The sequence below is a fragment of the Pontibacter locisalis genome, assembly GCF_042684605.1.
Lineage (GTDB): Bacteria > Bacteroidota > Bacteroidia > Cytophagales > Hymenobacteraceae > Pontibacter > Pontibacter locisalis.
In genome coordinates, this window is sequence record NZ_JBHULU010000021.1 from 534,758 (window position 1) to 559,177 (window position 24,420).

Annotated in this window: 18 protein-coding genes; 9 read left to right on the plus strand and 9 right to left on the minus strand. The window is 43.6% G+C overall.

The window, feature by feature from the left end; all coding sequences use genetic code 11:
• Positions 1 to 48: 48 nt before the first annotated feature.
• Positions 49 to 1,065 (minus strand): hypothetical protein, encoded by a 1,017-nt coding sequence (locus ACFSRY_RS16310; RefSeq protein WP_377510162.1) that lies wholly within the window; start codon positions 1,063 to 1,065, stop codon positions 49 to 51.
• A 452-nt stretch (positions 1,066 to 1,517) separates the two neighbouring features.
• Here ACFSRY_RS16310 and hslV point away from each other — a divergent pair, with 452 nt between their 5' ends.
• Both hslV and ACFSRY_RS16320 read left to right on the plus strand, forming a co-directional pair.
• Positions 1,518 to 2,060 (plus strand): ATP-dependent protease subunit HslV, encoded by a 543-nt coding sequence (gene hslV / locus ACFSRY_RS16315; RefSeq protein ID WP_377510165.1) that lies wholly within the window; start codon positions 1,518 to 1,520, stop codon positions 2,058 to 2,060.
• A 178-nt stretch (positions 2,061 to 2,238) separates the two neighbouring features.
• Entirely contained in the window at positions 2,239 to 3,210 is a 972-nt protein-coding gene (locus tag ACFSRY_RS16320) for a deoxyhypusine synthase family protein (RefSeq protein WP_377510168.1), read from the plus strand.
• Positions 3,211 to 3,270: 60 nt separating this feature from the next.
• Here the strand turns inward: ACFSRY_RS16320 and ACFSRY_RS16325 are convergent, their stop codons facing one another.
• Positions 3,271 to 5,880, minus strand: a complete 2,610-nt coding sequence (locus ACFSRY_RS16325) for a M1 family metallopeptidase (protein ID WP_377510171.1) — start codon at positions 5,878 to 5,880, stop codon at positions 3,271 to 3,273.
• 79 nt (positions 5,881 to 5,959) lie between these two features.
• Positions 5,960 to 6,511 carry a 2'-5' RNA ligase family protein gene (locus ACFSRY_RS16330; protein WP_377510174.1) on the minus strand — a complete coding sequence of 184 codons (552 nt, stop codon included), beginning with the start codon at positions 6,509 to 6,511 and terminating at the stop codon, positions 5,960 to 5,962.
• A gap of 329 nt (positions 6,512 to 6,840) precedes the next feature.
• Here ACFSRY_RS16330 and abc-f point away from each other — a divergent pair, with 329 nt between their 5' ends.
• Positions 6,841 to 8,775, plus strand: a complete 1,935-nt coding sequence (gene abc-f / locus ACFSRY_RS16335; protein WP_377510177.1) for a ribosomal protection-like ABC-F family protein — start codon at positions 6,841 to 6,843, stop codon at positions 8,773 to 8,775.
• A gap of 59 nt (positions 8,776 to 8,834) precedes the next feature.
• Here the strand turns inward: abc-f and ACFSRY_RS16340 are convergent, their stop codons facing one another.
• Entirely contained in the window at positions 8,835 to 9,581 is a 747-nt protein-coding gene (locus ACFSRY_RS16340) for a DUF2490 domain-containing protein (protein WP_377510180.1), read from the minus strand.
• A 123-nt stretch (positions 9,582 to 9,704) separates the two neighbouring features.
• Between ACFSRY_RS16340 and ACFSRY_RS16345 the strand changes: the two genes are divergently transcribed.
• Complete coding sequence (locus tag ACFSRY_RS16345; protein ID WP_377510183.1) at positions 9,705 to 11,366, plus strand: alpha-amylase family protein; 1,662 nt, start codon at positions 9,705 to 9,707, stop codon at positions 11,364 to 11,366.
• Positions 11,367 to 11,419: 53 nt separating this feature from the next.
• Here the strand turns inward: ACFSRY_RS16345 and ACFSRY_RS16350 are convergent, their stop codons facing one another.
• Both ACFSRY_RS16350 and ACFSRY_RS16355 read right to left on the minus strand, forming a co-directional pair.
• Positions 11,420 to 13,027, minus strand: coding sequence for an alpha-amylase family glycosyl hydrolase (locus tag ACFSRY_RS16350; protein ID WP_377510186.1), 1,608 nt, complete (start codon positions 13,025 to 13,027; stop codon positions 11,420 to 11,422).
• Between the two features lie 699 nt (positions 13,028 to 13,726).
• Positions 13,727 to 16,135 carry an ABC transporter permease gene (locus tag ACFSRY_RS16355; RefSeq protein WP_377510189.1) on the minus strand — a complete coding sequence of 803 codons (2,409 nt, stop codon included), beginning with the start codon at positions 16,133 to 16,135 and terminating at the stop codon, positions 13,727 to 13,729.
• Between the two features lie 267 nt (positions 16,136 to 16,402).
• Between ACFSRY_RS16355 and ACFSRY_RS16360 the strand changes: the two genes are divergently transcribed.
• The 3 genes from ACFSRY_RS16360 (at position 16,403) to ACFSRY_RS16370 (ending at position 19,661) form a co-directional block, all read left to right on the plus strand.
• Complete coding sequence (locus ACFSRY_RS16360) at positions 16,403 to 17,791, plus strand: sigma-54-dependent transcriptional regulator (protein WP_377510192.1); 1,389 nt, start codon at positions 16,403 to 16,405, stop codon at positions 17,789 to 17,791.
• Positions 17,781 to 19,136, plus strand: coding sequence for a sensor histidine kinase (locus ACFSRY_RS16365; protein WP_377510196.1), 1,356 nt, complete (start codon positions 17,781 to 17,783; stop codon positions 19,134 to 19,136). Before ACFSRY_RS16360 ends, ACFSRY_RS16365 begins: the two co-directional genes overlap by 11 nt.
• A gap of 78 nt (positions 19,137 to 19,214) precedes the next feature.
• Positions 19,215 to 19,661: an OsmC family protein gene (locus tag ACFSRY_RS16370; RefSeq protein WP_377510200.1), complete on the plus strand. Its 447-nt coding sequence runs from the start codon at positions 19,215 to 19,217 to the stop codon at positions 19,659 to 19,661.
• Between the two features lies 1 nt (position 19,662).
• Here the strand turns inward: ACFSRY_RS16370 and ACFSRY_RS16375 are convergent, their stop codons facing one another.
• The gene (locus ACFSRY_RS16375) at positions 19,663 to 20,532 is read right to left on the minus strand and encodes an SDR family oxidoreductase (RefSeq protein ID WP_377510203.1); all 870 of its coding nucleotides are present in this window, start codon (positions 20,530 to 20,532) and stop codon (positions 19,663 to 19,665) included.
• 158 nt (positions 20,533 to 20,690) lie between these two features.
• Between ACFSRY_RS16375 and ACFSRY_RS16380 the strand changes: the two genes are divergently transcribed.
• Positions 20,691 to 22,013, plus strand: a complete 1,323-nt coding sequence (locus ACFSRY_RS16380; RefSeq protein ID WP_377510206.1) for a type IX secretion system plug protein — start codon at positions 20,691 to 20,693, stop codon at positions 22,011 to 22,013.
• A gap of 172 nt (positions 22,014 to 22,185) precedes the next feature.
• Here the strand turns inward: ACFSRY_RS16380 and ychF are convergent, their stop codons facing one another.
• Positions 22,186 to 23,283: a redox-regulated ATPase YchF gene (gene ychF, locus ACFSRY_RS16385; protein ID WP_377510210.1), complete on the minus strand. Its 1,098-nt coding sequence runs from the start codon at positions 23,281 to 23,283 to the stop codon at positions 22,186 to 22,188.
• Between the two features lie 232 nt (positions 23,284 to 23,515).
• Positions 23,516 to 23,869 (minus strand): DUF3276 family protein, encoded by a 354-nt coding sequence (locus tag ACFSRY_RS16390; RefSeq protein ID WP_377510213.1) that lies wholly within the window; start codon positions 23,867 to 23,869, stop codon positions 23,516 to 23,518.
• Between the two features lie 131 nt (positions 23,870 to 24,000).
• Between ACFSRY_RS16390 and ACFSRY_RS16395 the strand changes: the two genes are divergently transcribed.
• Positions 24,001 to 24,414, plus strand: coding sequence for a septal ring lytic transglycosylase RlpA family protein (locus ACFSRY_RS16395; RefSeq protein ID WP_377510216.1), 414 nt, complete (start codon positions 24,001 to 24,003; stop codon positions 24,412 to 24,414).
• Positions 24,415 to 24,420 lie beyond the last annotated feature (6 nt).

Sequence of the window (24,420 nt, forward strand, 5' to 3'; positions counted from 1 at the left end):
ATGGTGCGTATCCCGAAGGGTATGCACTATAAACCTTGTTAGGCCATGTTATTCTTTTATTTTATAGTCCTGAGTGTCTGTGTATTTACCTGCAATCCAATGGCAAACATACTCTTTGTCGTCCCAAGAGATTATTCTTACCAAAATCAGAGATTCGGGTGAACTGTCATTGTTCTTGATTGCCTTCTCGTCAATCAGCCCATAGGTATCATTATTAGTCCATTTAAGGAATCTTCTCATGATGAGTTTGCCTTGGTCGTCTTTGTAGTCCTGTGATTTTTCAGTCCTTGTAAATACTGTTTTGTCCCCATTTGTGGATTCGAATTCCCCAGACTTAATATGTGGTGGAGTATAAACCTTGTCTTTGTATGGACAGTTAAACCATAAGTCGGATATGTCAACATTCAAATCAGCATGCTGTAGTCTCAAAACTTGTTTCTCGTCAGAGTCAGCGAATGTGTTAACGATATGAGAATTGAATAATATGCTGTCTTTAAACATGTAGTCAATCATCAAGGATTTATTGCCATTGGGATATACTACCATTAATAGTCTGAAATTTGTCTTGTCGAAGAAGTTCATGGTTGTATAGCCGTTATCTGCTTTGGCACTTACAACATAACAATCGAAATTGTTGAATTTCTTGTCTGGGAGTCTTGTCAATTCATAGTTTAAAGCTTTGTAGCCATATTGGATTTGGTTGTACGTCCGTAGCTTTACTTCCTCCATGACATCAAGGTCCTTTATTTGGGTGATTGAAGAGCCATCAACTCTTGTCACCATTGTACCGTCAAAAAAAGTTGTTTGAGGTACATGTTTCATCGATAGGATGCTCTGAACGTATTTTTGTCCAATCTTTCTCTTTTCTGTAATTATTGCCGTTGACTCGTCTGGTTGAATTAGTAAATAGTTGATACTGGATGATTCTATTTTGGAAATTCGCTCTTCTCCCCCACTAAATATTATTGAAGAGTCTAATATATGTTTTGCTGTCAGGTCGTCTCTTGTCTGTCCAATTGCAACAGTTGAAATTAGTAAGAGAAATAATGTCTTGAGTGTCTTCATTTTTTAATATGGCCTAACTATAGTGTATAAGGAGTTGTTCCGGTTATCTGCACTATGAGCGGAGTTGGTTTGAAGCTGCATTATCAGATAAACTTTTTCATAAATATATCACTACCACTCATGTCCGGCAGCTGAACAACCAAGCTATGATTTAAATATAGTAACTTTTAACTAGAGTCATACCCGCCGACTCTATTTAGAATTAACAAAGAGTCTCCCTCGGCAATAGAAGCATGTTGTAAGCCTTACTGAAGGGAAGCAGCCACGATAGTTCGTGTGGTGCAGCAAGATAATAGGCAGGTGATGGAGCAAAAGAGTCGGTTATTTTATCAGACAATTTGGCGCAAAGTAAGGCTTTGGCTTTTTGTTTGAAGAGTGCTTAGCTTTACTACTTACAGTTGTAGCAAGTATTGCTGCAGCTGCGTATGTCTAATCTGAACAAATAGAAAAAGATGACCAAAATAAGATCGACCACCGTGTGCGGCATTTTTCATAATGGGGAAGTAGCACTGGGAGCCGACGGACAGGCTACTATGGATAAGCACATCGCTAAAAGCAATGTAAAGAAGATCAGAAAGCTGCTGGATGGCAAAATCGTTACGGGTTTTGCCGGTTCTACTGCCGATGCCTTTACGCTGCTGGAGCGCTTTGAAGAGAAACTGAACGCATACCAAAGCAATATGAAGCGTGCTGCCATAGAACTGGCGAAGGACTGGCGTAAAGATCAGTACCTGCGTAAACTGGAAGCGATGATGGTGGTGGCGAATAAGGATGAATTGCTGATTATTTCCGGTACAGGTGATGTGCTGGAGCCGGATAACCAGATAGCGGCAATCGGTTCGGGAAGTATGTATGCACATGCTGCTGCGCTGGCACTTAAGAAACATGCGCCACATCTGTCTGCAGAAGAGATGGTCCGGGAGTCTTTAAACATAGCTGCGGATATCTGTATTTATACCAATCACAACCTGATAATAGAGAAGCCAGCTTCTTAGTAGTTTAAGAACTACAGCGTTCAAGTTTGAGCCAGGTTGGTCTGAGGGAGTTTAGAATACAAGCACCTAATGAACATTATACCTGCTAAACTCGAATAACTATAACTTAAGCGAAATATATCTTAACTTGCTGCCTCCATCAGCCTTGTGAGGCAGCCTTGGTTTTAAGTAACAAATTATGAACGTATCAGAATTTTTAAAGAAACACTACAAGCACTTTAATGCAGCCTCTGTGATAGACGCTGCTGAAGGATATAAAACACATCTGAATAACGGTGGTAAAATGCTGGTAACGCTGGCTGGTGCCATGTCTACAGCAGAGATGGGTATTATACTTGCCGAGATGATTCGTCAGGATAAAATACACGCCATTTCCTGTACAGGTGCGAACTTGGAGGAAGATATTTTTAACCTGGTAGCACATGATTTTTATGAGCGTGTGCCGCATTACCGTGAACTTTCTGCTGCCGATGAGGAGGAGCTGCTGAGCCGCCACCTGAACCGTGTTACAGATACATGTATACCGGAAGAAGAGGCTATGCGCCGGCTTGAGCATGTTGTGCTGAAGTATTGGGAGAAGGCTGATAAAGCCGGTGAAGCATATTTCCCGCACGAGTTCTTTTATCAGATATTGTTAAGTGGTGAATTGGAGCAGTATTACCAGATTGACCCTAAGAATAGCTGGATGCTGGAAGCGGCTAAAAAGAACCTGCCTATCATCTGTCCAGGCTGGGAAGACTCTACATTGGGTAACATTTATGCAGGCCACGTGATTAGCGGCGACATCAAGAATGTGCATACGATGAAGACCGGTATTCAGTACATGATCGAACTGGCTGACTGGTATACTAAAACTGCGAAGGAAGAGTCTACCATTGGTTTCTTCCAGATAGGTGGTGGTATTGCCGGTGACTTCCCGATCTGTGTGGTGCCAATGCTTCACCAGGACCTGCAGCGTGAGGGTGTTCCGCTTTGGGGCTATTTCGCTCAGATCTCTGACTCTACTACCAGCTATGGCTCTTATTCGGGTGCAGTGCCAAACGAAAAGATCACCTGGGGTAAGTTAGGTAAAGAAACACCTAAGTTTATGATTGAGTCGGATGCAACTATCGTGGCTCCGCTTATCTTCGCTTTGGTGCTGGATATGTAATCCATAACTGACGTTTTAAATAAACAAAAGAGCCGACTGATTTCCAGTCGGCTCTTTTGTTTATTTTATCATCTGGTCTTTCTCCTCCAGTAGCTTTTCTGCCCTAAAAAGGTTATCTGAAGCCTGAAGTATTTTAGCTTTAAGTTTAGGATTGTAGTCCGGGCGTTCCGCTAAAAAGCTACGTACTACAGTGGCTGCAGCAGGTGTTTGATAGGCTCCGAAGGTAGCATTCAGCCAATTTGCAGGAAAAAAGATATCACCGGTCATCTGTATCTCTTCAAGTAGCTCCAGGCTCTGCCTCAGGTACTTTTCTGATGTTGTTGCACGTAGTGGGTGATGCAGATAGGCGAGTGCGGAAGCTACCCAGGCTTCTTTCTCTCTGTTCTTCTCAGATTCTAAAGAGCTGAAGAATGCATCCCGTACCTCAACATCAGCAGATAAAGCTGGAATGATAAATTCAAGTCGTTTTTTGCGGTCTGGATTCTTGATACGTGCCAGTTGTTTTGTAAGTATATCGTTACCTGACGGATACGCTCTCAGGGCAAGTGCCAACGCTAAAGAGGTATAGTCATCTTCTGTCAGTTTAACGCCTTCAGGGGCTTCCTGCCTTTGCCACACCTGGTATAAGCGTTCCTTTGCTTCCTGCGTCATAAAAATGTTCTGATAAGCCTTAAAAAGCAGCTTCTTTTGGTTTGGCTGTTTTGTTTTTTGCAAGGCCTGCCAGATATCTTTCTCCAGTTCAGTTACAATTTCCTGTCGTCTGGCAGGAGCTGTGAAGTTCCAGTAAATATCACCTAGCTGGCTCGTCATTAACTTCAGGTTCAACTCTTCTGTTTCCTGGGTTAAGCCATTACGGTAAATCTGTAGCAACTGTTCAGGCTTTACACGTTTCCTGTTCAGCATACTCTCATAAATATTGATGTAAGCAGAGGCACGCCTTACCGGGTCCTCCAGTAGGTACAGGTTCTGGAACATTTGGGTATCTACGGGGAATTGTCCATAGCCCTGACCGGAGGAATTAAAAAGTATGAATAAGGGCTTTTCCATTCCCACAGCTTTGTCTACAGATAGTTTGCTGGAATCCATATTCACCGTAAGCTCAACCACACGATCTTTGTAAACAAAAGCCATTTCAAAGAATTGTGGCCATGTCCTGTCTGTTCCGTCTTCGCCTTTCTGCAAAATGGTGAGCTCTGAAATCCTATCATTTTGCGAATCCATTACATATTCAAACTGTGGTCTTCCCGGCTCATCAACCCATACTTCATTCCAACTTTGCAGGTCGGCAGGCGTATGGCGATCCATGATCTCAATAAGCTCTGGCCATGAGGCGTTGCTGTGGGCATATTTCTGGATGTACTCCCGAACGCCCGTTTTAAACGCATCTTCTCCCATTAGTCGCTCCAGCTGGCGCATAACTACTGGTGCCTTATGGTAAATAATTCCTCCATACAGCGTACCGGCATCCTGCAAATTATCCAAAGGCTGGCGTATAGGATTAGCTCCCGTTGTGCGATCTACTGCATAGGCAGCCGGGAAATGATCAATCAGAAACTTAAGGTCATAGTTTGAATTTTCCAGCGACACCTGCGTGATCTTGTCGGCCATGAAATTTGCAAACACTTCTTTCATCCACACATCATTGAACCAGCGCATTGTTACCAGATCACCAAACCACATGTGGGCAGTTTCGTGTGCAATAAGATTGGAGCGGGATACCTTCTGGTCTTTGGTGGCACCTTCATCCAGGAAAAGGGTAGAGGCCTTATAATCTATAGCGCCTACATGTTCCATGCCTCCGTACTGGAAATCAGGAATAGCGACAAAGTCAAATTTCTGGAAGGGGTAAGAAACCTGAGTATAGTCCTCCATAAAAGCCAGCGCATCTCCATGAATCTTGAAGATGGGATCCAAACTGAGGTTGATTTTGCTGCTGTCTGTTTCACGGTGGTAAAAATTCATAAGCCTGTCGTTTACCTTCCGTGTTACCAGATCAAAATCTCCGGCTACAAAGGAGAATAAGTAGGTGCTAATGGTGTCGGATTCCTCAAAACGATACGTTTTTTGTCTATCCTTTGCAACAATGTCCTGCAAGGGGGCATTGGCTACTGCCTTCCAGTCCTTAGGTATCGTTAAAGTTAATTTAAAGGTAGCCTTTATGTCAGGTTGATCGAAAACCGGAAAGACAGTGCGTGCTCTGTCAGGTACCAGCAAGGTGTAGAGGTAGTCTTCATTTCGGTTAAGGGAGAGATTTCCGGCAATGAAATCAATGGCTATAGTATTCTGCCCTTCCTTCAGGTACTTCTTCGGAATAATAATATGCTCTTTCTCGAAATTGATGGGAATGGTTCTGCCGTTTACCATTACCTGCTTAAGGTTTTCCCTCTTCTCCTTAAAGTCTATTTGCAGGGGCTGTTTCTTCTCAAGAAGGTTCAGGGTTATTTTCTCAGTTGATACAATAGGGGCATCTTTTTGATCCGGGATATTCAGGTGCAGGTCATACTTCACATTGTCTAATACCTGCTTCCTGTAATTGGCCAGCGATGCCGATACACCTGTTTCCACCGCAATGGAATTTGATTGTGAAGCCATCTGACTGCAGGAAATTCCGGTAGCCAACGCTAATGATAAAATACCTGCTTTGATGGGAAATGAAACAATATTTTTCATGGGTATACTCAAGGATAAACTTAAATATAAGCATTACAGGTATGAAAAACAGATGAAGAGCTAGTAAACTGAATTAACCTTATGAAATCAACTCACGTCTGCCAAACTTAAATTCTTCATCTTTCAGGTAAAATTCTCCGCATTTCTGAAGAATAGTAAGGTTATCAATGTTAACCTCCCAGTTAAAGTTATACTGGCAAAGATAGGCGAGGACCGGCCCAAGCATTTCAGGAGAGGTGTCACCAAGGGCTAGTGTGATGTGTGGCAGCCACAGATTAGTGTTATAATACAAACCCATCTCCGTACTCATTTCTGAAATATCACGGTGCAGCCGGTCATGAAATTTATTAAGTGGAGGAGTGCGAAGCACCGGAATAAAAATGACTGGGCTTTCGCCAGGGAAAAGACCAAGACCCGTTGTTCTGATGGAAAACTTTTCCGTTTCAATGCAGGTCAGATCCAGGTACTGTTTGAGTTCTTCCATATCTACTACCTCTGCCGTTAGCATCGTAAGGTGAGGATAAGGTGTGATTTTTACGCCATTCAACCCAAATCTCTTCTCAAGATCTTCTGTTAGCTCATTAACGCGCTCAGAAGTTCTTTTATCTAAAAGACAGGCAAGTGCGATCATAGGGTTGAAATTTTAGTAGAGGTGCACCAAATAAAAACGTGGGCAATAAAATTAGGTTTAATATTCATGAATGCTGCAATAAAAGCAGGGAAGGCTATATATACTGGCACAGGCTCACAAAGTTGTTAGCAGGCATTTCTCATATACCCTTTTGACTCTTAAACCTTTAATGATTAAACGAATAGTTAATTTAGTCATTATAAGGAAGCAGGCAAATATATAAGTACATTCTTTGGTAACGGTTACCATTGCACTTATTCTGCCGGCGCTATGTTTTTAACAGACAGTCAAAAATAAGTACCTTTGTGTTCTTACTCAAAGCATAGCACATGATCTCCATTAATAACCTGAACTTCCATTTTGGCAGCCGCCCCATGTATGAGGATGCCAACCTGCATATAAAGCCCAAAGATAAGATCGGCCTGATCGGATTAAACGGTACAGGAAAATCTACGCTTCTGCGCATTATTGTGGGAGAGTATAAGCCAGATGGAGGCAGCATACAAATGAGTAAGGAGACTACTATCGGTTTCCTGAACCAGGACCTGCTTAGTTACGAGACGCATGAGAGCATACTTTCTGTGGCCATGCAGGCTTTTGAAGAAGCCATAAGCCTGCAGCAGGAGATTGACAAGGTACTTGTAGAGTTTGAGAATAACTTCCACGACAATTTGGTGGATAGGCTGGCGCATTTACAGGAGCGCTTTGAAGCGCTGGGGGGGTATACCATGCAGGCTGAAGCAGAGGCAATACTGGAAGGTCTTGGGTTCAGCACAGAAGAGTTGCAGCAGCCACTGGCGTCTTTTTCAGGAGGCTGGCGCATGCGTGTCATGCTTGCCAAGATCCTTCTACAGAAACCTTCTCTGCTTTTACTTGATGAGCCTACCAACCACCTGGACTTACCTTCCATTAAATGGCTGGAGTCTTACCTGGAACGTTTTGAGGGGGCTGTTGTCATTGTATCTCACGACCGTGAGTTCCTGGATAAAACCACAAACATGACAGTGGAGGTATCCGGTGCGAAGCTGAATGTATATGCAGGAAATTATAGCTTTTATGTAGAGGAAAAGGCTCTGCGAAATGAGATACAGAAAGGGGCATACGAAAACCAGCAGGCGCATATTAGGCAGACAGAGCGCTTTATTGAGCGTTTTAAGGCAAAAGCTACAAAAGCCAAGCAGGCGCAAAGCCGTATGAAGCAGTTAGACAGGCTGGAGCGAATTGAAGAGGTGGCACCAGATGCTGCCAAAGTAAATTTCAGCTTTAAGTTTACGACGCAGCCAGGTCGCCATATTCTGCGCCTCGAGCACATGAGTAAAGCTTATGGCGATAAAGTCATCTTCAGAGACACTAACGTACATGTGGAGCGTGGCGATAAGATTGCTTTGATCGGTGCTAACGGTAAGGGTAAATCGACCCTGTTGCGCATTATTGCCGGAACAGAACCTATCAAAGGCAATCGTGAGCTGGGGCATAATGTAATTATGTCGTTCTATGCACAGCACCAGCTGGAATCGCTTAATGTTGATAACGAGATGTTACAGGAAATGCAGCAGGCGGGATCTAAGAAAACAGAAATGGAGCTGCGCACCCTTCTGGGTTCATTCCTCTTCACCGGCGATGAAGTTTTCAAGAAGATAAAAGTACTCTCTGGAGGGGAAAAATCGCGGGTTGCTCTGGCCAAAACCCTTATCTCTGAAGCAAACTTCCTGATGCTCGATGAGCCGACGAACCACCTGGACATGCAGTCGGTTAATATACTGATACAGGCACTTGAGCAGTATGAAGGTACATTTATCATTATCTCCCACGACCGTTACTTTGTGGAGAACGTGGCTACCAAGATCTGGTACATCGAAGACTATCAGTTGAAGGAATATCCCGGCACTTACCATGAGTATGAGCAGTTCATGGAGAAGCGTGAGAAAGAAGCTAAAAAGGACGCGGCAACTGTTGCAGAAACAAAGCAGAACAACCAGCCTAAACAGCCGAGGGAGAAAAACGAGTACACACAGCTAAGCAATCAGCTGAAGCAGGTGAACAAGCAGCTCAGCGACGTAGAGAAGCAGGTGCAGGAACTGGAGCAGAAGCTGAAAAATTACGAAACAGAACTGGCAGACCCGAAAGTATACGGTGATATAGACCTGCTACAGGAAACTACTGCTAAATTCGAGAAAGTGCAGAAAGAGTTAGATACCATTCAGGAGAAGTGGGAAGAGTTGATGTTAGAGGTAGAAGACCTTGAAGCCAAACTGTCAGAGTAATATAAAGCTTACTTGGATGAAGGCCCGGCCACTTTAGTTGCCGGGCCTTTTTGTTTGAATTACTCCTGTTGTTTCCGGAGATCAAGGGAGTAGAACAGCCAGATTGTATAGTTATGGTTGCTGGTATACCGGTTAGGAACAGAGGCAGACTGAACGAAGCGGTTAATATAACCAGCTTGTAAACGTATTTTCGGCCACTCCAAGCCTGCCATCAGGCCGAGCCGGTTCTGGTCAAATAAGTTATGCGTAACATTTCTGCCAACGTTCAGCATGACTTCATTGCTAAGTGCCAGGTAAGGCATTGATTCTCCTGTCTTGAGAGAGGGCAAATTTAGTCGAAGTATTTCCTGAAGTCTGAGCCTTTGGCTGAAATCATATGCAGACTGAAGTGTAGCGTTCTCTACCCGTTGCTTGTACCGCATGTCGTAGCGGAACCTTGTGGAGAGGTTCAGATTCTGAGTTAACCTTGCAGGTGCGACCACCTGTAGCCACGGCCGGTGCTCATGGCGCTTAAGCGCATCAGAGTCAGCACCAGGAACAGTTAGCCATGCAAAGGAGTAACCACCTGTTGCGCTTATATTATGAGAAAGGTGTTGGGTGAGACCTATTCGGGCAACGGTAAAAGATCCCTTTATATGATGCAGGTCTACATACACAGACTGATGCTCTGACACACGAAAGTTTCCAAATGCCGCTTCCCAAACGGCATGCTCTTCTCTGATTTCCTTTTTTTGCGCTTGTACCTTTTGGAAAGCTATGACAGAAAGAAACAGCCAGGTAAATAGGAGGGTGTAATGAACATGCATGATTACCAATGGTCTAATAGCGCTTCATCTCTACTAATATACGCAGTATGTTAACCTGGATGTGTTTAAATGCGTTGTGCCCTATATAGATTTTAATTTAAAATTTTATCCGGAGCGAAGAATATGCACAGTGATTCAGTTCAAAGAGAAAATGAGCTATGGTATAAAGATGCCATATTTTATGCTATTGATGTTGAAAGCTTTCAGGACTCTGACGATGATGGAATAGGTGATTTTCAGGGCCTGATCAAACGGATAGAATACTTGAAAGACTTAGGCGTAGACTGCCTCTGGATACTGCCTTTTTATTCTACACCTAATAGGGACAACGGGTATGATGTAAGGGATTACTATTCCATTGATCCTCGCATGGGCCGCTTAAGTGATTTCACTGAACTAGTTAAAGTTGCAAAGGAGCATAATATCAGGATTCTGGTGGACCTTATCGTGCACCACACTTCAGATGAGCATCCATGGTTTCAGGCAGCCACCGCCGATCCTGGGTCTAAGTTCTTTGAATATTATATCTGGCGCTCTGACAAGCCTGAAAAAGAGACAAAGGAAAATATTTTTCCCGGTCAGGAAGATAGTGTCTGGTCCTATAACAAGAGTGCCGGAGCATATTACCATCACATGTTTTACGATTTCCAGCCTGACCTGAACATTGCTAACCCGGAGGTGCAGGAAGAAATCAGGTCTATCATTGAGTTTTGGCTATCTTTTGGAGTGGATGGATTCAGAATAGATGCTGCTACCCACATTCTGGAAGGCAAAGGGGTGGAGGGTACACGTCTGAAGAGACCAGTTCATTATCTGAAAGAGCTTCGGAAATCTGTTACTAAGAAAAGCCAGGAAACGATACTGTTGGCAGAGGCGGATGTGGAACCGGATAAGATTGGCCTGTACTATGGTAAAGGAGAAAGGCTGAACATGCTTTTTAACTTTATACTTGATAACTATATCTTCCTGGCTTTAGCAAGAGAAGAGGCTGAGCCAATTGCCAACTGGCTCCAGAATCCATTGCCCCCGGAAAAGTGCCAATGGGCTAATTTCCTCCGTAACCTTGATGAACTGGACCTGGAACGACTCTCTGAAGAAGAACGGCAGGATGTTTTCAAGAGGTTCGCACCAAAAGAAAACATGCGCATATTTAACCGGGGTATTCGCCGTAGGTTAGCACCCATGTTGGAAGGGAACCGCAACCATCTTGAGATGGTATACAGCTTACTCTTTTCTATGCCTGGATCCCCCATGCTGGTTTATGGTGACGAAATAGGAATGGGAGAAGATCTTGACCAGGAGGGAAGGGGTAGTGTGCGCCTGCCTATGCAATGGGATGACAGTAAGAATGGTGGCTTCTCCAATGTTAACAGAGAAAAAGTTGTTTGGCCGCCATTGGAAAAGGGGCCGTTCAGTTATAAGAAGGTGAACGTTGACAGCCAGCACCAGCAGCAGCGTTCACTGCTGGAGTGGATGAAAAGGCTTATTCGTATACGCAAACACTGCCGGGAAATAGGCTGGGGAAAAGCTGTGGTGTTTAAAACTGATAACCCACATGTGCTTGCTCATTGTATGGAGTGGAAAGGCAGTATGCTTGTTTTCGTGCATAACCTTTCTTCGGAACCGTGTGAGTTTAGCTTGGCTACAAAAAAGCTGCACCCCCGGCAGTTCATGAGTATTTTTGAAGACAAGGATTATGAACCTACGAAGGAGGATACCAAAAAACTGAAGTTAAATAGTTATGGTTACCGATGGTTTAGAGTGAACCAGGTAAAAGAAATCTAAGGTAAGTGAGTAAGACACTTACCTTAGATGAAATAAAAAATTCTATAAAGCGACTATTCAAGTTGTACCAGAATACCCTCATCACCTGCCAGGCTGGTATTACCCTCAATCTTTAGATTTTCACGCTCAGGATCAGTGGCCAGAACAATGGTGCCTTTGTACGTCACATGCTCTGGTCGGAATACACATGGTTTATGACTGAGATTAAGAATAATAAGGTACCTGCGGCCTGAGTGCTTGCGAATGTAAGCCAGCAGAGGCGCCTTGGCCATAACCGGTTCATAGTCTCCAATATGGAGTGCGGGTTCCTTCTGGCGAAGTTCAAGCAGGCGCCGATAGAAGGTAAGCATGGAGTGCTGATCATCTCGCTGCACCTCTACATTTAGTCGCTTATAGTTTTCTGCTAATGGCAGCCACGGCTCCTCACCATTGGTAAAACCTGCATTTTTACTGTTGTCCCACTGCATTGGCGTACGTGCAGGATCTCTGCTTAGGTCTTTATCAGGCATGTTTAGTCCCTGTGGGTCCTGTATTTTGTCAGGCGGAATGGGTACATCACGCATTCCAATCTCGTCGCCATAGTACATGGTTGGAGTGCCCCGCAAGGTAAGCAGGAGCATACCTGCAATTCTTGCCTGCGATTGTCCTACGCGGCTTGTTATTCTTGGTTTATCATGGTTTCCAATTACCCAGTTTGGCCATCCTCCTTCTGGTAAGGCACCCTCATATTCATCAATGTGTGACTTTAGTACCGTAGCATCCCAATCAAGTGTAATAAGCATAAAGTTGAAAGGCAGGTGCGTACCTTCGTTATCTGCGCCATAATAGGTTACGAGCCTGTGAATGGGTAAGTAGATTTCTCCAACCATTACCCGCTCTTCATACTCATCCATCACATCACGCATCTTAGCTACAATCTCATGCACTTCTGGCTGATCTGTGGAGAAAGCCGGAACCACCTGCTGATAGGTGGACTGGCTTTGCTCGTAATCAGGGTTTGGAGGATTATCTCGTAGTTCCTCATCTTTGATCATGTGCCACATCACATCTACCCTGAAACCGTCTACTCCCTTGTCTAACCAGAAGCGCATCACGTCAAACATAGCCTTTTGCACTTCAGGATTACGCCAGTTCAGGTCGGGTTGCTCCTTTAAAAAGGCATGGTAATAATACTGCTGTGTTTTCTCATCCCATTCCCATGCGCTGCCACCAAAAACAGCCAGCCAGTTATTAGGTTCGCTACCATCTTCTTTGGCATCTTTCCAGATGTACCAGTCACGCTTGGGATTATCTTTCGATGATCTGGACTCCAGGAACCAGGGATGTTCGTTAGAGGTGTGGTTAGGCACCAGGTCCAGTATAAGTTTCATGTCGCGGGCATGCACCTCCTTTAGCAAGTTATCGAAATCATCCATTGTGCCAAATAGAGGGTGAATGCCACAGTAGTCAGAAACATCATAACCAAAGTCTGCCATGGGAGAGGGATAAATAGGAGATACCCAGACTGCTGTTATTCCCAGCCACTTTAGGTAATCCAACCTGCTGATAATTCCTTTCAGGTCTCCTACACCGTCACCATCACTATCCTGGAAAGAACGGGGGTAAACTTGATAAACGACACCGGACTGCCACCATTGGTACTGCTGCTCTTGCTGCGCCATATTTCTGTGCTTTTAATTCATCATACTTTTCAGCTTTGTATGTACGAAGCAAGAAGATTGAAGATATTAGGAGGATAGCTAGAGAGGCTTTAAGAGAAAAAGAGCACAGTAATTTATAACAAATTCATCATCTGGCTTAGCAGGTACCTCTTTCATATAAAACAAAAAATATACCTCCAGCTTTCCTGGCCTGAACTAATCCATGTAAATTTTTAACAAAAAATTAATATATAATTTGTTATATATTTAAATGTATATATTTTTGCACTATCAATACCGCTACATCTAAAATTATATCTGTTTTATATAAAATTGATCAGGGTTGATCAATTGGTATAAACAAGCTATAAAAACCTTACTTAATACTTGCTGTTTCCTGTGCCCACTAATTAGGCTGATTGTGATCATAATGAAAAGAAGGTTGCCGAGGTTGTTCCTGTATACTGTGGTGTTAGCTGCTACAGTTTCCTGCCAACGACAAACCATAACATCAGAATACACCAGTAGGATTACTTTAAATAAGATACCATAGCCTTTGATAAAGGTGATGTAAATTGAAAGCTAGGAAAGTAAACAACCAACAGCTTAGCTGTAAAAAAAGCCTGGGACAACATATTCCAGGCTTTTTTGGTTTTATACAATTGATAGCGGGTGCTTGTCTAAACAACTGGTTGAGTTAAGACAATTTTCACTATAATACTATTCACTTTTTAGCGATACAACCGGATTAGTCAGGGCTGCTTGTACTGCCTTTGTGCTCATGGTAAGGAGTGCTATGACCAGCGTTGCAATTCCTGCCATCACAAATGGCCAGTAGCTTATGCTAATGCGGTAAGTATAATCTTCGAGCCATTTACTGATGATGTAGTATGCTACCGGAGTAGCAAGTATGAAAGCAATCAACACCAACTTGATAAACTCCTTCGAGAACAGCACTGCGATGTTAAATATCGAGGCACCCATCACTTTTCTTATTCCCACCTCTTTTGTGCGTTGTGCAGCCATGAAGGCAACCAAGCCATATAAACCAAGGCAACCGATAAAGATGGCGATGAAAGAAAAGACTTTGAAAAGCTTATTCTGTCTTGCTTCGTCGCGATAAAAATTGGCGATTGTCTCATCCAGGAATTCGTAGCTGAACACATCATCGGGGTAGGCCATGTTCCATACCTTTTCCAGGTGGTTAAGCGCTTCCTGCTTGTTATTCATGTCTATTTTAGCATTCAGGAACAGGTAGTTTTGCGGATTAGTTACCATGATAGATGGATCAATGGGCCTTTCCAGCGAGTTCTGATGGAAATCCTCTACTACACCAATAATAGTGGAATTTACATCTCGTCTGCCTAGTGCTAGCTTTTTCCCGACAGCATCTGCAGCACTTTCTATTCCCAGCTTTCGGCGCATCGTCTCATTTATCAGTACTGTGGCAGAGTCGCTGTTATTATAAGCGCGTCCGGCTGCCAGCTTGATATCAAATAAATCAAGGTAGTTCTCATCAGCGTACTTAATATTTGCCTCAAAAGGAACATCTTCGCTGGAGTTATTAAAAGAGAAGTTACTGCCCCAGGTAATATTGGAAGAAGGTGGGGAACCAGCAAAGCTAACGTTGCGAATAGCAGGGTTGCTTAACATTACATCACGCAGAGGTATGATCTTCTGACCAGCCTGGTTTGGTAGCAAAACTGTTACAACGGCATCCTTGTTATAGCCCAAAGACTTACTTCTGAAAAAATCCATCTGTTCGTTTACAAGAATGGTACAGATGATGAGTATCTGGCAGATAGTGAACTGCAGCACAACAAGACCCTGGCGTATAGGTAGGCCTCCAACCTGTTGTGTATTCAGTTTGCTTTTAAGGGCCGTAATAGGCTGGAAATGGGACAGGATCATCGCCGGATATAATCCCGCAAACAAAGTTACCAGTAACACCTGCGCTATCAGGAACATCAGCAGTACAGGGTCCTGCAGAATGTTAAAGGTAATTTCGAGTTCAAGTAATTCATTTAGATAAGGCAGTGCCAGCTCAGCGAGAACTATAGAGCAAAGGGTAGCCAGTAAAGTAATAAGAAAAGTTTCTCCAATGAATTGAAGCACAAGCTGACTTTTGCTGCTACCCAGCACTTTACGTACCCCTACTTCTTTTGCCCGTTTCACAGCCTGTGCAGTGGCCAGGTTTACAAAGTTTATACAGGCTACCAGTACCAGGAAAATACCAACCAAAGCCATAGACCATATTATTTCCCTTGAAATGGTGCGTTGTCCGTAGTTACCCAACTCAGGGTTGAAGTGTATATCGCTAAGTTGCTGTAATTCATATTTCTCTACGCCTCGTCTGTCCTTCGCCCGGTTACGATCCATAAAAGCAATCAATTCCTCTGCTTTCGCCTCTGGTGATACGTTTTCAGGAAGCAAAACATAAAGCTGATGATTACTTGAAAGTACATCAAAGCTTTCCGTATCAAAGGCAGAATAGTTTTTGAAGGAAGGGTAGGAGATCAGTATTGAAAATGGGAAGTCAGAATTAGAAGGCTGATCAGGAATCACTGAAATAACCTTGAGGGTAAGTATGTTATTGAACTTAATTACTTTCCCTACTGCATTCCCTTCCGGGAAATATTTCTCTGCAGTACTTTGGGTAAGCACAACAGTATTGGGTTCTGCCAGTCCTGGTCTTGGATCTATAGCTCCTGTTTCGAAATCAAAAATGTCAAAAAATTCAGGCTCTACAAACGCAATGGGACTTTCTTCCAAGAAGCGTTTGGAGGTATTGCCATTGTCACCAACAATATTGATCTGAGCAGTTTCCTCACCATAAATCTGGGTAAGATTTTCCATACCAAGGTTACTATTACTGCGGATGAGCTTAGCCATCGGGAAACGGGTACCCATGTGTTTGTTCACTCCCTCAGCATGGGAGTATTGTGTAGTAACCCGGTAAATACGGTCTGCTTTGGTATGGAACGTATCGTAGCTTAGCTCATACTTTACTACCAGAAAAAGCAGTATACTACATGTTATGCCCAAGGCTAATCCGGCAATATTAAGAATGCTGTAGCTCTTGTTGCGGATCAGTGAGCGGAAAGCGGTGAGGAAATACATTTTAATCATAGTTCAGAAGCTTAGTGTAGTGTTTGGTAATTTAAGTGCTAATTAGTTGTAGTACTTAATGCCAGTGCTGTGCCAAAGTATAAAAGTTCGTTTCTGGCGAATAAAGCCTATGTCCTGCTTTAGAAGGTGTCCAGTGATGGACACTGCTTGTCCATCACTGGACATAAGGCAGTACACTTTTTCCTAAAATATGCTATATTTAGATAATAGTAGCCCTGGCACAATATTTTCAAAACATTAGACACACCAAACAACACAACCTTTCCTATGGAAGAAAAGAACCTCGGACGTATTTTGGTCATAGATGATAATGAGGATGTATTGTTCTCTGCTAAAATGCTTTTAAAGAAGCATGCTAAAGAAGTGGTAATGGAAAAGAATCCGAAGAAGATTCCTTTCCTGATGAACAACGAGGAATTTGACCTGATCCTGCTCGATATGAATTTCAGTCAGGATATTACCAGCGGACAAGAAGGCTTCTATTGGCTGAAGGAGATATTAAGCTACGATCCTAATGCGGTGGTAGTAATGATCACAGCATTTGGAGACGTTGAGATGGCTGTGAAAGCGCTAAAAGAAGGTGCAACAGACTTTGTTTTAAAGCCCTGGCAAAATGAGAAGCTCATCGCCACCTTGTCTGCGGCATCTAAGCTCCGGAATTCCTATAAAGAGGTAAATCAGCTGAAAGAGGTAAACCGTGCCCTCAATACACAGATCAGCTCAGGAAAAAACATTATACAGGGGGAGAGCAAAACTATGCTTCACCTGTTTAACATCATTAATAAAGTAGCCAAAACGGATGCTGATATCCTCCTGCTTGGTGAGAACGGTACAGGTAAGGAAGTTATCGCTCGTACCATTCATGAACGCTCTTCCAGAGCCGATAAGGTGTTTGTTACTGTTGACATGGGAGCCGTTACAGAGTCGCTTTTTGAGAGTGAGTTGTTCGGGCATAAAAAAGGAGCCTTTACCGATGCCAAAGAGGACAGGATCGGTAGAATAGAGGCGGCGAACGGCGGGACTTTGTTCCTTGATGAGATAGGAAACCTGTCGCTGGCCATGCAGGCAAAACTGCTGACTGTGTTGCAGCGCCGTGAGGTGATTAGGGTGGGTACAAATAAACCAGTACCCGTGAACGTGCGCCTGATCTGTGCCACTAACATGCCCTTGAAAGAGATGGTGCAGCGTAATGAGTTCCGCCAGGATTTGCTGTACCGCATTAATACAGTAGAATTAAATCTGCCACCACTGCGTGAGCGCCTGGAAGATATTCCCTTGTTTGCCGAACATTTCCTCGCCATTTACGCCCAGAAGTATAAGCAGCCTGTTAAAAAGCTGTCTGCCTCCGGTCTTGAAAGGTTAAAGCGCTACAACTGGCCAGGTAATGTACGGGAGTTGCAGCACGCGTTGGAAAGAGCCTCCATTATGAGTGAGAACCGTGAGCTGGATGCCGACGACTTCTTCTTTTTAGCTGAGACAGAACCTCTAGCTGCTTCTCCACAACTGGAAGCAAACAGCCTTGACCTTGATGAGATTGAGCGTGAAGCAGTGCAGCGGGCTCTACAGAAGCATGATGGGAACATATCGAAAGCAGCCAAAGAATTAGGCCTTTCACGGGGTGCCTTGTATCGCAGGTTAGAAAAGTATGAACTTTAACAACTACAAGCTGCAACTGGTTCTGCGGATTATCTTGCTGGCTGTTAGCATTTACTTTTTTGCCCGTATAGATTTTGATCCGCAATACAGGGGAACATACGTTGGCCTTGGCTTGCTTATTCTGCTACAGGTCTGGCTACTGGTGCTGTTCCAGGACCGTACAAACCAACAGTTTCTCCGCTTTCTAAACTCCATCCGCTACGATGACTTTACTGAACTATTCAAGGTAGGTAAAGAGGGTAAGTTTCAAAATGAACTCGCCCTGCGCCTGAACGATGTGATGAAGAAGTTCAGAGAGGTAAGGGCAGAGAAAGAAGCGCACCTGCAGTACTTCGAAGTAATCGTGCAAAACATAGGAATTGGTATCATCACCTACAAACCTGACGGTAACATTCTGCTTCTGAACAATGCCGCTAAAAAACTATTAAGAGTTGGACAGCTGCGAAATGTGCAGGAGCTTAATACAAAAAGTCCTGAATTAACACTGGTGCTGCAACAGTTAGAGCATGGCGATAAAGTATTGGTGCCACTAAAACAGAAAGGAGAACAGGTAAATCTTTCTGTGCATGTGATGGAGCTTTCGATGTTGGGGGAAAGGATACGCCTTGCATCGCTGCAGAATATCCAGAAGGAGCTTGAGGAGAAGGAGATGGAAGCGTGGCACACTCTTATCAAGGTGCTGACACATGAGATCATGAATTCTGTTACTCCTATTGCTTCACTTTCCTCCAGTGCCTATGAAGAAATTAGCAGCTACACAGATACTGCTGCAGAAGAGGTAACGCTTTTAAGGGAAGAGCTGGAAGATGTAGGGCAGTGCCTGCAAACGATCAGCAGGCGATCAGACGGCCTGATCCGTTTTGTGAACGACTTCCGCAACCTGACTACGATCTCAATGCCACAGCTGGAGCGTTTTGATGTGAATGAGTTGCTGCAGGAGATAAAAACCTTGATGCGTGAGCAGTTATCTAAAAAACAGGTCGCTTTAAAGGTGGAGGTGCCGCAGGACTCTTTGCTTCTTTCCGCAGACAGAACTATGATTGAGCAGGTGTTGATCAACCTGGTGAAGAATGCCATTGAGGCGGTTCAGGAGAAGCCTGAAAAAGAAATCATACTTCGCGCTCACCTTGATGAACGAAGCAGGGTGAGTATTGAGGTATGCGACAATGGTTCTGGATTAACCCAGGAAGCTATGAGCAAAATTTTCATACCTTTTTTCACCACAAAAAAAACTGGATCAGGCATAGGGCTAAGCTTGTCACGCCAGATTATGCGCCTGCATAAGGGATCTATTTCTGTACACTCTGAGCTGGATAAAGGCACCCGGTTTATACTCAGGTTCTGATATGCTGTAGCCAATAACCTTTCACCTCACTTTTACTTATACATAACGTTTGCCTATATAAACTAAAAAAGAAAAAGTATGAGTGTTCTGGAAGAAGAAGGTTACGTAAAAGTAAGTGCCGATAGTAGCGCACCCATGGTGGCTAATATCATCGCAGGATCAGAGAAAATGACTATCGATGAGTCTGGGATTGCACAGGGGCTAAAAGCGGGAGCCGACCCTTATGATTACATTCTGGCTGCACTTGGTTCCTGTGTTGTTATAACCCTTCACATGTACGCAAAGCGAAAGAAATGGCCTCTGGAACGGGCAGAGGTGAGTCTCAGGCATGAACGGGTACATGCCGACGATTGCGAGCACTGCGGGGAGAAGGATGCGAAGCTTACGCAGGTTACTAAAAGGCTCCGTCTTTATGGAAACCTAACCCAGGAACAACGGCAAAGGCTGGAGGTAATCTCAACAAAGTGTCCGGTACAAAAAACACTCGTTGCTGGCATAATAGTAGACACGGTACTGGAAGATTAACTTAGGCGCTGGTTGTCTCTAGGGGTGATATCTCAAAGTATTCTTCCAATGTAAGATTGCCCACTTGTGGCGCAACACAATCCACTTTAGAAACAGCTATCAGAAAAGCCAGCTTATCGAACAGGTTTCGGTTAAGCAATTTTACCAGGGGGAGAATAGTATCTACAACTGCAAAAGGTACAGATAGTACTTTTCCTTTGTGCTTAGCCACCTGGCAGGCAATGCGTACTAAATCATGCCTGCTGTAGGTGGTTTGGCCACCTAGTGGTATTTCGCGCGAAGGTGCTCCGATTTGTTCAACGGCTACTTTAGCCAGGTCACCCTCATAAATGGGGTTGGTTAATGGACTTCCTGAACCCATAATTCCTATTTGTCTCTTGCGGGCCATTGCAACTACTTCTTCAAAAACTGAAAACAGCGCCGTTGGCTGAAGTATGGTGTAACTTATACCTGAACTCCTGAGTGTATCTGAAAAATCAGCATGTGCTTTAAAAAAGGCCAGCTTCGGGTATTGCTCAGCTTTGAAGGCAGAAGTGTATATGAACTGCGGAACACCTGCTGCCATAGCTTCCTGCAATAAATTATAATTTGCTCCCCAGTTGATGTCATGGAAGCTTGCCTTTTCTCTATTCTTTAAACTTATACTTTTACCAAGAGCCGAAATTACCACGTCTATACCCTCACAGCATCCTTTTAATGTTTCAGGTTTGGTGGCATCTGCACGAAGAATTTCATCCGGTTCAGGCATAAGGTCACGTGCTCTACGAGCAGAACGAACCAGCACCTTTACATAAAATCCTTGCTGTTTTAACTCCAGTAGCAAGTGGCGTCCGAAGTGCCCGGTGGCTCCGGCTAAAAGTACTTTTTTCATAGTTCCCAGATGCTTTAGTATGCTTAAATAAAGATAATTAACAGACGCTTGATCAGCAATGGTTTTAACAACATTTCATATAGCTTCTATGTTAATGTTTAATTTGATTATCTTCGTTTTAGTTGAATCATTAATTGGTCATGCTTTAACCTCATCGAATGACACGAAAATCTTTCCAGTCTCTCCTTTTATTAATTATACTTGGCTGCAGCCTTTCTGCATGTGTGCCCATAGAAGAGCAGGTACAGAGCAGTGGTGGTATTAAAAGTGCTCAAGCCCAAATCAGGTATCAAGACTTCGTTTACGACGAGAGTATTAATTCAGTCCAAACTTACCTGGCTACCGGAGGACCGGAACAGGTGCTTAATCCTGCTGTTACACCAATTAGTCAGGAAGTACCACTTATACTGGAGTTTGACAGGGTGAATGCGGGTCCGCAGCGCCTTATCGCTAAACTTATACACTGCAATGCAAACTGGACACCCTCCGACCTGAACGAGACCCAGTACCTGAACGATTTTAATGAATTCTTTATCACCGATGTAATGAATTCTATCAACACCCGGGTGCCATATGTACACTACCGTTTCCGGTTGCCCCGTGTAAAGCTGAGCGGTAATTACCTGCTGTTGGTGTCGGAAGAAGGAGGAAACCCATTGCTTACGCAGCGTGTAATGGTATACCAAAACACTGTAACCGTAGTAGCAAAGCTTGGGGCGCCGTTAGGACCGGGAGGACGTGATACTAGGCAACCTGTGGAATTCAACGTGTTTTACAAGGATTACCCGATCGTGAATCCTTCTTTGGAAGTAAAGGCTGTGGTGCGCCAAAACTACCGCTGGGACAATGCGAAGTTTATCCCTAGACCCACCTTTGTGCAGGATGCGCAACGACGTCTGGAGTATGTTTTTTTTGAACCCAAGGATTTATTCCAAGGTTTGAGCGAGTTCAGAGCTTTTGATACCCGCAGTTTAAATTTCAATGGTTTAGGCGTGCAAAGTATAAACCTTCAGGCAAGTCCGGTAGAAGTAAATTTGTTTCTGGATAAAAGCCGCCAGGCAAATGTTTATAGTCAGGAACCAGATATAAATGGTATGCGCATTTATGGCAACAAACAATATGGTAACGGTGAAGTAAATGGTGACTATACGTGGGTGGACTTTGAACTGCAGGCTCCTGAAGTCCCTGGTGCCGTTTACATTATGGGAGAACTTACGAATTGGCGTCCAAAAGAAGATGCCCGTCTGATCTACGACATTGAGCGGGGCGTTTACTCAGGCAGGCTCTTATTAAAGCAAGGGTACTATAATTACTATTATGCACTTAAGCCTGATAATGCTGCCGAAACAGATGCCAGCTTTTTTGAGGGAAGCCACTTTGAAACAGAGAACATTTATGATTTCCTCATTTACTATCGCCCTCCCGGAACACGTGCTGATCTTCTGATAGGGTACGAAGAGATCTACTTTAACAGGAGGTAGTTTGGTCTATGGTAAGCCAAAAAAACTTAATGCTTATCAAAGTTTGTGACAGCAGGACCTGAGAGCAAATTGTAAACCAATTACTGCTTACTCATTATGAACAGTGCAAAAATAAAAGAGGCCGATTAAGAAATCGGCCTCTTTTATTTTTATAGTTACTTCTTACAGGACACTATACGTTAAAGCGGAAGTGCATGATGTCACCATCCTGTACCACATAATCCTTACCTTCCACGGCCATTTTACCAGCCTCTTTGATCTTTGCTTCTGACTTATACTCCTGGTAATCCTTTAGCTTGATTACCTCGGCACGGATAAAACCCTTCTCGAAATCAGAATGTATCACGCCAGCTGCTGCAGGGGCTTTCCAACCCTTTTCAATAGTCCAGGCGCGAACTTCTTTTACACCGGCAGTAAAATAAGTGATCAGGTTAAGAAGGCTGTATGAAGCTTTTATTAGTTTGCTAAGACCGGACTCTGTGAGGCCATACTCAGCAAGGAACATTTCTTTTTCTTCGGGGTCTGTTAACTCAGCGATCTGGGCTTCAATAGAGGCAGAGATAAGCACTACCTGCGCGTTCTCATTCTTCACATTCTCCTCCAGTGCCTTCGAATACTCGTTTCCTGTATTCAAAGAGTTTTCGTCTACGTTGGCCGCATAGATTACGGGCTTGGCCGTAAGCAATTTCAGATCTTCTACGGCATCCAGGTCATCTTCTGTAACTTCCAGGCTACGAACATTTAAGCCAGCCTCTAAGTGTGCTTTATACTTCTCCAGGCTTGCCAGTTCTTTCTTTGCTTTGGCATCACCAGATTTCGCAGAACGCACAACTTTCAGGATCTTCTTGTCCACTGATTCCAGGTCTTTCAGTTGAAGCTCTGTGTCAATGATTTCTTTATCTGAAACAGGATCAACTTTTCCTGCTACGTGTACAATGTTAGGGTCTTCGAAGCAACGCACCACGTGAATGATGGCATCTACCTCACGTATGTTTGCGAGGAATTTGTTGCCTAGACCTTCACCTTTGCTAGCACCCTTCACTAGTCCGGCAATATCTACGAACTCGATAACGGTTGGCAACACACGCTCAGGGTGTACCAGTTCCTCCAAAATCTGCAGGCGTTCGTCGGGTACAGTGATCACCCCCACGTTTGGCTCAATGGTACAGAAAGGATAGTTGGCAGATTCTGCCTTAGCATTAGAAATAGCGTTGAACAGCGTTGACTTCCCAACATTCGGAAGTCCCACAATACCGCATCTTAGTCCCATGTATACTTAATGTTAATTTCAGGGCGCAAAGATAAGATAAATTAGGGAGTTATGTTTCATATGCTTCTCAGATAAATCCGGTATGAGCATTAGTCTATTCACTTTTAATGGAGAGTTTCTTCAAATAACAACCAGAAACAGAAGGCTGAAAAAAGTGAGTAGATGAAAAAAAAGCCCATGGATGTACCATGGGCTTACGCTTTAATATCAAATTGCAGGAACTAGTAACTTACTATTCCCACTTCAATTCTTCATCAAAAGAAGAGGCTGTAGCAGTAACTTCAACAGTTTCTTCTGTTTCTGCATGCGCTTCCAAAGCGGCTAGTGCTTCCTCTGTCAGCAACTCTGACTTCACGTGATCAATTGTTTCCTGAAGTGCATCAATAAACTTCGCGAAATCTTCTTTGTATAAAAAGATTTTGTGCTTTTCATAAGAAAAGGCGTCGTCCTTGAACTTCCTCTTGCTCTCTGTGATAGTCACGTAATAGTCGTTTGAGCGAGTTGATTTCACATCAAAGAAATACGTTCTCTTCCCGGCTCTTACCCTTTGGGAATAAATCTCTGCTTTTTCGTTGTTCTCTTCCACCGTTTAAATAGACGTTAAATTCAACTTTGTGAATCTAAAAGTAACATATACTTCTGATATATAAAAGTATTTGAATTTAATTTTCTTAAAAAATAAATTTTATATTTGCAGTTGGACCAAAATAGTATATTATGAATTTATGTTCAGTTATACTAGTACTTCTGCTCTCTTTCTACAATAATTCCACCCTCTACACTGCGGAAGGAAAGGCTACCTACTACGCTGATCGTTTTCAGGGGCAACGCACCACCAGTGGTGAGCGATATGATAAAAAACTTCTGACAGCCGCCCATGTGACACTTCCTTTTAATACGCTGGTGCAGGTGACCAATCTTAAAAACGGGAAATCCGTGATTGTCCGGATAAACGACAGAAAAGCCAGAAGCCGTACAAACATCATTGATCTCTCCAGGGCTGCTGCTGAGGAAATTGACCTTATCAGGGCCGGTGTGGCACCCGTAAAGCTACAGGAAGTAAGAAAAGATGATCTGGAGCAACAAGAAACTCCTCTGGCCGTTTCTAAAGCAGAATCAAGTTCTAAATGATTGCCG